Raw genomic sequence first — 8,793 nt, 5'->3', positions numbered from 1 at the left:
GATTCTGGGAGGTGGCGATGACTTGGGAGACGAAGTCCGTGGTGGATCAACGGTTAGAGTTCTGCCGCCTTGCCGAGCTTGAAGGGGCGAATGTCTCGCAGTTGTGTAGACGCTTCGGGATTAGTCGGCAGACGGGCTATGTCTGGTTGAAGCGGCTTGGATCCGGCGAGCCGCCACAGGATCGCTCGCGCCGCCCGCATCACAGTCCGCGCCGCACGGAAGCATCGCTGGAGCAGGCGGTGTTGGAGGTGCGCGATGCCCATCCTGCATGGGGTGCGCGCAAGATTGCCCGCTTACTGCAAAATGCCGGGCTCGATCCGCCATCCGCATCGACGGTTCATGCCATTCTGGCTCGGCACGACCGTATCACGACACTTGCGGGTGCAGGGCCGGCGTTCGGTCGGTTCGAGCGCGCAGCGCCCAATCTACTCTGGCAGATGGACTTCAAGGGCCGCTTTCAGCTCGTCTCGGGCGATTGGTGTTATCCGCTCACGATTATCGATGATCATTCCAGGTTCGCCATCGGGATCGAAGCCTGTACCGACGAGCGCACATTGACGGTCCGCGACAGACTTGAACCCATCCTGCAACGTCACGGTCTGCCGATGGCGATCTATACCGACAATGGAAATCCATGGGGAACCGGAGTTCCCGGCGGCTGGACACGGTTGCGCGTGTGGCTCCTCAAGCTGGGCATAGACCTCATACATGCCCGTCCTTACCATCCACAGGGGCGCGGGAAGAACGAACGCTTCCACCGCAGCCTCAAGGCAGAGGTCCTGGCCTTCGCTTCGTTTTCCAATCTCAAGCAGGCTCAGGGCGCTTTCGACCGTTGGCGCGACCTTTACAACCATCACAGACCGCATGAGGCCATCGCCATGGTCGCCCCCGCAACCCGCTACACGCCATCGACACGAAACTTTCCTGCCAGACTTCCCGAGCCCATCTACGATGAGGGCGAGATCGTCAGACGTGTCAGCACCACAAAGGCTTACGTCACCTTCAAGGGGCGGCCATGGCGGCCGCGGCACCCGCTCCTGCCGCAGCCTCAGCCGGCGGCGGCCGCCGCGGCGGCCGTGCAGCCCGCGTCGGCGGTGGTGCAGCAACGGAGTAACGGAGAAAGGCGAATGGAGATGAAGAAGCCTCTTCCGATCTTCACCAGCGACGAAGACGCGGAGAGGTTCGTGTCCAGCGCGGACCTCTCTGAGTATGACCTGTCCGGCTTTGCTCCGGTGACATTCGATTTCCGCCCCGTTGTCGACAGGAACTCCGACGACACGCCCCCCTCTGCCCTGCCGGGCATCTACCCCACAAGGGGGGAGATCGGTTAGTCAACCCGCTTCGTCCGGACAGTCCTGCGAGTGTGGGCGAGCGCGCAACTGCAATCTCCCCCCTTGTGGGGGAGATGTCACGAAGTGACAGAGGGGGGTAGCCACCTCGGACACGACAACACGTAAGAGGGAGACGTCCCTTGAAACCGAAAGACCCTGAATGACCGACGCCGCCGACCACCTCGTCCTCTTCATGCCCTCCGGCAAGCGCGGCCGGTTCCCGACCGGCACCACGGTGCTGGAAGCCGCCCGCTCGCTCGGCGTCTATGTCGAAAGCGTCTGCGGCGGCCGCGCCACCTGCGGGCGCTGTCAGATCGAGGTGCAGGAAGGCAATTTCGCCAAGCACCAGATCGTCTCCGCCAACGACCACATCTCCCCGGTCGGCCCGAAGGAAAGGCGCTACGCGGAAGTCCGCACCATCCCCGAGGGACGCCGCCTCTCCTGTTCGGCCCAGATCCTCGGCGACCTCGTCGTCGACGTGCCGCAGGACACCGTCGTCAACGCCCAGGTGATCCGCAAGGCTGCCACCGATCGCACCTTCGACCGCAATCCGGCCATTCAGCTCTGCTATGTCGAGGTTGACGAACCCGACATGCACAAGCCGCTCGGCGATCTCGACCGCCTGAACCTGATGCTGGAAAAGGACTGGGGCTTCCAGAACATTCTCGTCGCCCAGCATCTCCTGCCCGATGTCCAGAAGACGCTGCGCAAGGGCAACTGGGGCGTGACCGCCGCCATCCACCGCGATCTGGAAACCTCGCGCCCCAACATGATCGCACTCTGGCCGGGCCTCCACAACGAGGCCTATGGCATCGCCTGCGACATCGGCTCGACGACCATTGCCATGCATCTCGTCTCGCTGCTCTCCGGCCGCGTCATCGCCTCCTCCGGCACGTCGAACCCGCAGATCCGCTTCGGCGAAGACCTGATGAGCCGCGTCTCCTACGTGATGATGAACCCCGATGGGCGCGAGGCCATGACCAAGGCGGTGCGCCAGGCGATCAACGAGCTGACGGTCAAGGTCTGCAAGGAAGCCGGCGTCAACCCGGACGACATCCTCGACGCCGTCTTCGTCGCCAATCCGATCATGCACCATCTCTTCCTCGGCATCGACCCGACCGAGCTTGGCCAGGCGCCCTTTGCGCTCGCCGTCTCCGGCGCCGTCCACACCTGGTCGCGCGAAATCGATCTCGCCATCAATCACGGCGCCCGCGTCTATTGCCTGCCCTGCATCGCCGGCCATGTCGGCGCCGACGCCGCCGGCGCCACGCTGTCGGAAGGTCCGCACCGCCAGGACAAGATGATGCTGCTCGTCGATGTCGGCACCAATGCCGAGATCGTGCTCGGCAACAGCACCCGCACGGTCGCCGCCTCCTCCCCCACGGGTCCTGCCTTCGAAGGTGCCGAAATCTCCTGCGGCCAGCGCGCCGCCCCCGGCGCCATCGAACGCGTCCGCATCGACGCGCAAACGCTGGAACCCCGCTTCAAGGTCATCGGCGTCGAGCCCTGGTCGGATGAGGAAGGCTTTGCCGAAGCCGCGGAAAAGACCGGCGTCACCGGCATCTGCGGCTCGGCGATCATCGAGGTCGTCGCCGAAATGTATCTCTCCGGCGTGATCTCCGCCGACGGCGTCGTCGATGGTGCAATGGCGGCGAAAAGCCACCGCATCCTCGAAAACGGCCGCACCTTCTCCTACCTCCTGCATGACGGCGCCCAGAAGATCACGGTGACGCAGAACGACGTGCGCGCCATCCAGCTCGCCAAGGCAGCCCTCTATGCCGGCATCAAGCTCCTGATGGAAAAGCTCGGCGTCGAAACCGTCGACACCATCCGCTTCGCCGGCGCCTTCGGCTCCTTCATCGATCCGAAATACGCGATGGTCTTAGGGTTGATCCCCGATTGCGACCTCGCGGAGGTCAAGGCCGTCGGCAATGCCGCCGGCACCGGCGCCCTCATGGCCCTCCTCAACCGCGACTACCGCCGCGAGATCGAAGACACCGTCACCCGCATCGAGAAGATCGAGACGGCGCTGGAGCCCCACTTCCAGCAACTCTTCATCGACGCCATGGCGCTGCCGAACAAGGTCGATCCCTTCCCGAAACTCGCAAGCGTCGTGACGCTGCCGGAGCGGAAGGTGTTGGCGGAGGGGGACGGTGAGGCCGGCGGGCGGAGGAGACGGCGGTCGCGGGAGTAGGAGGATGTAGGCTCTACTAGCCCGCTATGCACCTCAAGAGTTTCCGCTCCTCCGAACCGTTGAACTGCTTCGACATCGGCCAAGCAAGGAAACCGTCGAGACCCAACTCCCTAACTAGTCGAGCCAAACTGTCTTTCGAATTGAACATCACTCATAATTATGTATCGGTCAGGATCCGCGATAATTATGATTGAAAGCAGAGCCCCTTCAAGTGCGCTGCGGAATTCCTCTACGGGGATCGGCAGCGAAAAATCGTTCCCGTTGTCAATTGCGTTATGAATGGGCCACCATGCTTCGAAATCCGCAGAAGCATCACAGCCCTCTGCTGTGGCGACTAACGCCCTTAGTGGGGCAAAGCGTTTCTTTTTCGCGAGGGTGCCATCAAATAGTATTTGCGGACTTCCGTTACTCATCAAATATATGCCTGCGTCGCCGACCAACATAAGACAACGCCCAACATCTTCGCCGTACCAGAGAGCAGTTTTAGGCGAGTTCGTGGCGTGGTCCACTAGCCTCCAAACAAGAGATTTGTCGAACCAAAGGATCGCTTGACCGTCCGCTGTGAGACGACGAGTGGCGCTCAAATGACTTTCGTACCGGCGAACAAGAAAGCAAGAGACTGCGCCAGCCAAATGAACTGCCAATTCTGAATCCGCTTTCGAAGGTCGGACGGATCCGCTGGCAATTCCATGTGCGTCTCCGTACTTGTTTCTGATCTCTGAAACTGATCGAACTATCTGGTAAGTTGACGAGAAAACCGCACGAAATGCTGGGTCAACCTGGGTGCCAGGAGCCGTGCCCAAGGCGTTGCAAGCTATATTGTAGAGTTTCGGTAACTCCGCCGCGGGATCATAAACCATTTTCAGATCATCAAGGATCTGCTTGCACGTTGTTTCTAGCAAAGTTCGCGCGGCAGTTAGCGCCCCATCCGGGTCATCAAGGAGCCTGTCGTTCGCCTTATCCCACTGATCTCGATGCGCCTTATATCTAGGCCCGATAAAATTCTCCCGAAAAGATGTATCGAGAGGGTGCATGATCTCAGAAGAAAGATGTTCGGTATCCTCAGCCATATACTATGAATATTTACCTATTTCGGATTCGCGACAGAATCATACTAGAACGAAAGTTAGCTTTGAGTCCTCCTGAACCATGAATTGCAATTGGATCAATTGATCACCAGAGGAAGGACCGAGGAGTATAAACAGGACAAAAATAGGACAGTCGCTACGGCTGCTTTGGGCCGACCCCTGACCACCATTCTTGATTGTTGTCTGTATTTTTGAATCATAAGCCGCGCAAGATTCCGTTTCCGACCCGGGCATACCGCGCTCTCATCCCAAAATCCCCGGCGCCCGCTCCACCATCCTCTCCAGCGCCCCCGCCTTCGCCCCGCGCACCAGACTAAAACACTTCACCTTCAAATCCCCGAATCCGCAAAACGCCAGGATATGCCGCCGCAGCACCTTCACCCAGCCATGGCCGTAGATCCATTTGAGGAAAAAGATCGGCGTATCCGAGGTGATCACCACCCGCGCCTTGCGCCCCGTCATCAGCGGCTTCGGCAGGGCCTTGCCCTCGATGTGCTGGAAGGTGACGCCCGGCAGGAAGACGCGGTCGATCAGGCATTTCAGCCGCGCCGGCGCAGCTGAGATGCTCCGCCCGTTTATCGCCATCTGGGCCGCCAGCGCCAACGCCAAATTCTGAGCCGGGCGCGGGACTGCGATCATCCGGCCGAGACGACACTCTCGAACGCCGCCAGCAGTCCGGTCCAGCCGCCCTCGGAGCCCAGAACCTCGCGCACCTTGTCGGCGACCATGCCGTAGTTCTCGAGCTTGCGATGCTCGAACTCCACCCGCGTCTCAGATGCCGAAACCACGACGAAACGCACTTCGACCTCCGTCAGCAGCTGCGGATCGTAGGCCCATTCGGCACTGATCTGCCAGGCGAGCACAAGGCGGTCCGGCCGGCTGTAGTCGAGCACCTTGCCCCACTCGCATTCCTTGCCGTCATGGCCGATCTCGTACCAGCGTCCGCCGCTGAACGGCTCCACCACCACGGCCTTCTGTCCGGCCGGCGAGATCGTATGGCTTTTCAGCCACCAGTCCCCCATGCGAGCCGTGAAGACGTCGAACGCCTTCTCCTGCGATGCCTGGACCGTGAACACCTTCCGCACCGGCGCCGGGCTGATCATTCCGACCGTCATGTCTCGTCCTCTCGTTCCACCGCCTGCTTGAAGGCGGCCAGTTGCTGATCCCAGAATTGATCGAGCCAGGCGCGCAACGGGCCGAGCCCCTGCGGGTCGATCGCATAGATGCGCCGGCGTCCTTCCTCGTGATGCGTCACCAGGCCGGCCTCGCGCAGCACCTTCAGATGCTGCGACACCGCCGGCTGCGACACGGGCAGCGCCCGCGCCAAGTCCGCCACCGATGACGGCTTTGTCGCCAGCCTTTCGAACAGCTGCCGCCGCGTATCGTCCGCCAGTGCGGTTATCAGGGCCTTCGGATAAGTCATAGCTTATGATAAGTTCAAACTTATGGTATTTGCAACAGCTATTTTCGCTCTATGAGACGGTGTCTGCGTCAACGCCTTGCCAGACCGGCTGCCCATCGTCCGGCCGCTGACGCCAGTACCTCCGCCGGAAAACCGGAAAAGCCGATGACCAGCCCCTGCCGCGTCTCGTCGCCGTGATACATTGTCGACAAGGCCCTGAGACCGAAGCCCGCGTCCGCCGCCGCCGCGACGTGCTCCACATCGCTCCCGCCAGTCGGCACCTCCGCCACCATGTGCAGCCCCTGCTCCGGCGCGTCGACCGCGATACCCGCGCCGCGCAGCACCTCGACCACAGCGTCCCGCGCCACCCTCACCCGACGCCTTGCCCGCTTCACATGGGACGCAAAATGCCCGTCGCGCAAAAACTCGGCGAGCGCGCTCTCGAACAGAGTCGATGGAAACCGGTCGGTCAGCTGCCGCACCTCCAGCACCCGCCCGACCAACGCACGCGGCACCACCAGATAGCCGATCCGGAATCCCGGCATCAGCGTCTTGGAAAACGTGCCGATATAGATCACCCGGCCATCGCCATCGATTCCCTGCAGCGAAGTGAGCGGCGGGCCGGAGAACCGGAACTCGCTGTCGTAGTCGTCCTCGATGACGAAGGCGCCGTTGCGGCGCGCCCAGTCGATCAGCGCCATCCGCCGGGACATCGTCAGCGTCACGCCGAGCGGAAACTGGTGCGACGGCGTCACGTAGACCGCCCGCGCATCCGGCGAAAGCCGCTCGCCGGCCGCGACGTCCAGCCCCTCCCCGTCGACGGGCACGGCGGCAAGCCGCATACCCGCAGCCGAAAATGCCGCCCGCGCCATCGGATAACACGGGTCCTCGATCCAGACAGGATCGCCGGGTTGAAGCAGCGAGCGGATCACCAGATCGAGCGCCTGCTGCGTGCCCGAGGTCACGATCACCTGGTCGGCCTCGCAGCGCACGCCGCGCGCCGAGCGCAGATAGGCGGCGATCTCGATCCTCAGATCCTCCCCGCCCGCCGGCTGGCCATAGTGATAGTGTCGCGCCGAGGGCTGGGTCAGGTGCCGGTTGAGCAGCGTGCGAAACGTCCGGATCGTCGTCTCGTCGGCGGTCGAACAGCCGAGCGCGCCGGGCAGCGGTCCTAATGGTTCCGGGGGCCGCTTCCGCTCCCGGACCACGAGGCCGCCGATGGATGGCACTACGCGCGCCACATAGGTCCCGGCCCCGACCCTCGCCTCCGCGAACCCGTCCGCCACCAGCATCTCGTAGGCCACTACTGCCGCGCCCCGCGCCAGCGAGAACCGCGCGGCGAGATCGCGCGTCGTCGGCAGCTTGGAGCCGGGCGGAAGCCGCCCCTGTTCGATCAGTCGGCGAATCTCGGCGTAAAGCGCCTGCGGTCGCGGCCCCTTCTCCGGAAGAACGGGCACGAAGATCGACCAGTCGGGATGATTGGTTCGCGATTTAGCCATGAAAGTGGACCTGTTTCAGACCAATGGGTTTCGCTAGCTCTGACGGACATCAGCCTCTGACGCAAGCGAGAAACCGATGAACGACCAGCCGAAGCCTGAAACCTTCCCCGTCACGCCCAGAAGCCGCGTGAAACGCCTGCACGAGCGCGGCAGCTACGACCGCGCCGCGATCTATCCGATCCTCGACGCAGCACTTCTCTGTCACGTCGCCTACGTCATCGACGGCCAGCCATACTGCACGCCGACGATCCACTGGCGCGACGGCGACCGTCTCTACTGGCACGGCTCCTCGGCAAGCCGCATGCTGCGCCACCTGAAAACCGGCACGCCCGTCTGCCTCACTGTCAGCCATCTCGACGGCCTGGTGCTCGCCCGCTCCGGCTTCCACCATTCCGCCAACTACCGCTCGGCCATGTGCTTCGGCACCGCCCGCATCCTCGACGATCCGGAAGAGAAGGCAAACGCGCTCAAAGCCGTCGTCGAACGCTTCTATCCCGGCCGCGCCGCCGAGATGCGTGCCGACCAGCCGCAGGAAGTGAAGGCGACGATGGTGATCGGCATGGAGATCGAGGAGGCGACCGCGAAGATCCGCACCGGCCAGGTCGGCGACGACGAAGCCGATTTCGCCCTCCCCGTCTGGGCCGGCATCATCCCGGTCAGCACGGTGCTGGGCAGCCCCGAAACCTCGCCGCATGTCCCGCCGGGCGTCTCCTTCCCCGACCATCTTTCCGGCCACCGCGAAGGCCGCCGGCTGGACGAAGTCCTGACCGAGGCGCAAGAGAGGTACGAGGCGCTGTGATGTGACTGCGATCGAGCGCTCAGCTCGTTGGCGCCGCCATCCATCGCCGCATCGCCTCCCGCTGCGCCTCGCCGAACGGATGCGATTTCCGCGTCGTCTCGTCGAAATGCACGACCACGCTCGTCGCGGTCGCGCGGCAGGTGCCGTTCTGGAACAGCGCCTGCTCCATGGTGACGGAGGAATTCCCGACCTTCGCCACCCGCGTGCCGATCTCCACCGTGCCCGGCCACAAAACCTCGGCGATGTAGCTGATGTCGATCTTGGCCAGCACGAAGGAAAAGCCCTGCTCCAGCAGCGGTTTTTCGCCGCTGTAGACGAGTTCGACGCGGCCCGTCTCCATGAAGGTCGCGAAGACGGCATTGTTCACGTGGCCCTGGCGATCCGTGTCGCCGTAGCGCAGCTTGTCGTAGGAACGTCCTGGAAAATCCTCAAGGCGCGGTGTCGTGTCCACGGTCCCTCCGGGTCTGTCTGTCATCGAAT

Annotated in this window: 9 protein-coding genes; 3 read left to right on the top strand and 6 right to left on the bottom strand. The window is 62.9% G+C overall.

Annotation, left to right across the window (positions count from 1 at the left end):
• Positions 1-1,331 (top strand): IS481 family transposase (locus J5J10_RS07455; protein WP_211929418.1); only part of this gene is annotated, 1,331 nt, incomplete at its 5' end.
• Between the two features lie 160 nt (positions 1,332-1,491).
• Positions 1,492-3,525 (top strand): ASKHA domain-containing protein, encoded by a 2,034-nt coding sequence (locus J5J10_RS07450; RefSeq protein WP_211929417.1) that lies wholly within the window; start codon positions 1,492-1,494, stop codon positions 3,523-3,525.
• Positions 3,526-3,635: 110 nt separating this feature from the next.
• On the opposite strand, the gene J5J10_RS07445 is transcribed toward J5J10_RS07450, so the two are convergent.
• The 5 genes from J5J10_RS07445 to J5J10_RS07425 form a co-directional block, all read right to left on the bottom strand.
• Positions 3,636-4,595, bottom strand: a complete 960-nt coding sequence (locus tag J5J10_RS07445; protein WP_211929416.1) for an abortive infection family protein — start codon at positions 4,593-4,595, stop codon at positions 3,636-3,638.
• A 261-nt stretch (positions 4,596-4,856) separates the two neighbouring features.
• Positions 4,857-5,216, bottom strand: a complete 360-nt coding sequence (locus J5J10_RS07440; RefSeq protein ID WP_249116698.1) for an NAD(P)H-dependent oxidoreductase — start codon at positions 5,214-5,216, stop codon at positions 4,857-4,859.
• A 32-nt stretch (positions 5,217-5,248) separates the two neighbouring features.
• Positions 5,249-5,728: an SRPBCC family protein gene (locus tag J5J10_RS07435; RefSeq protein WP_211929414.1), complete on the bottom strand. Its 480-nt coding sequence runs from the start codon at positions 5,726-5,728 to the stop codon at positions 5,249-5,251.
• On the bottom strand, positions 5,725-6,036 hold the full coding sequence (locus J5J10_RS07430; RefSeq protein WP_211929413.1) for a metalloregulator ArsR/SmtB family transcription factor: 312 nt from the start codon (positions 6,034-6,036) through the stop codon (positions 5,725-5,727). Before J5J10_RS07430 ends, J5J10_RS07435 begins: the two co-directional genes overlap by 4 nt.
• Before the next feature lie 68 nt (positions 6,037-6,104).
• Positions 6,105-7,514 carry a PLP-dependent aminotransferase family protein gene (locus J5J10_RS07425; RefSeq protein ID WP_211929412.1) on the bottom strand — a complete coding sequence of 470 codons (1,410 nt, stop codon included), beginning with the start codon at positions 7,512-7,514 and terminating at the stop codon, positions 6,105-6,107.
• A gap of 76 nt (positions 7,515-7,590) precedes the next feature.
• Between J5J10_RS07425 and J5J10_RS07420 the strand changes: the two genes are divergently transcribed.
• Positions 7,591-8,313: a pyridoxamine 5'-phosphate oxidase family protein gene (locus J5J10_RS07420; RefSeq protein WP_211929411.1), complete on the top strand. Its 723-nt coding sequence runs from the start codon at positions 7,591-7,593 to the stop codon at positions 8,311-8,313.
• 19 nt (positions 8,314-8,332) lie between these two features.
• Here the strand turns inward: J5J10_RS07420 and J5J10_RS07415 are convergent, their stop codons facing one another.
• On the bottom strand, positions 8,333-8,764 hold the full coding sequence (locus tag J5J10_RS07415; RefSeq protein ID WP_349252047.1) for a thioesterase family protein: 432 nt from the start codon (positions 8,762-8,764) through the stop codon (positions 8,333-8,335).
• Positions 8,765-8,793 lie beyond the last annotated feature (29 nt).

The organism is Ciceribacter sp. L1K23, from assembly GCF_018122705.1.
Lineage (GTDB): Bacteria > Pseudomonadota > Alphaproteobacteria > Rhizobiales > Rhizobiaceae > Allorhizobium.
Note: the sequence above shows the minus strand (reverse complement) of the source record. Positions and strands in the feature narration are given on the sequence as shown.

Bases quoted from the DNA above. Each gene is read 5' to 3' on its own strand.
- J5J10_RS07450 (WP_211929417.1), top strand. From the start codon at position 1,492: ATGACCGACGCCGCCGACCACCTCGTCCTCTTCATGCCCTCCGGCAAG.
- J5J10_RS07445 (WP_211929416.1), bottom strand. From the start codon at position 4,595: ATGGCTGAGGATACCGAACATCTTTCTTCTGAGATCATGCACCCTCTC.
- J5J10_RS07435 (WP_211929414.1), bottom strand. From the start codon at position 5,728: ATGACGGTCGGAATGATCAGCCCGGCGCCGGTGCGGAAGGTGTTCACG.
- J5J10_RS07430 (WP_211929413.1), bottom strand. From the start codon at position 6,036: ATGACTTATCCGAAGGCCCTGATAACCGCACTGGCGGACGATACGCGG.
- J5J10_RS07425 (WP_211929412.1), bottom strand. From the start codon at position 7,514: ATGGCTAAATCGCGAACCAATCATCCCGACTGGTCGATCTTCGTGCCC.
- J5J10_RS07420 (WP_211929411.1), top strand. From the start codon at position 7,591: ATGAACGACCAGCCGAAGCCTGAAACCTTCCCCGTCACGCCCAGAAGC.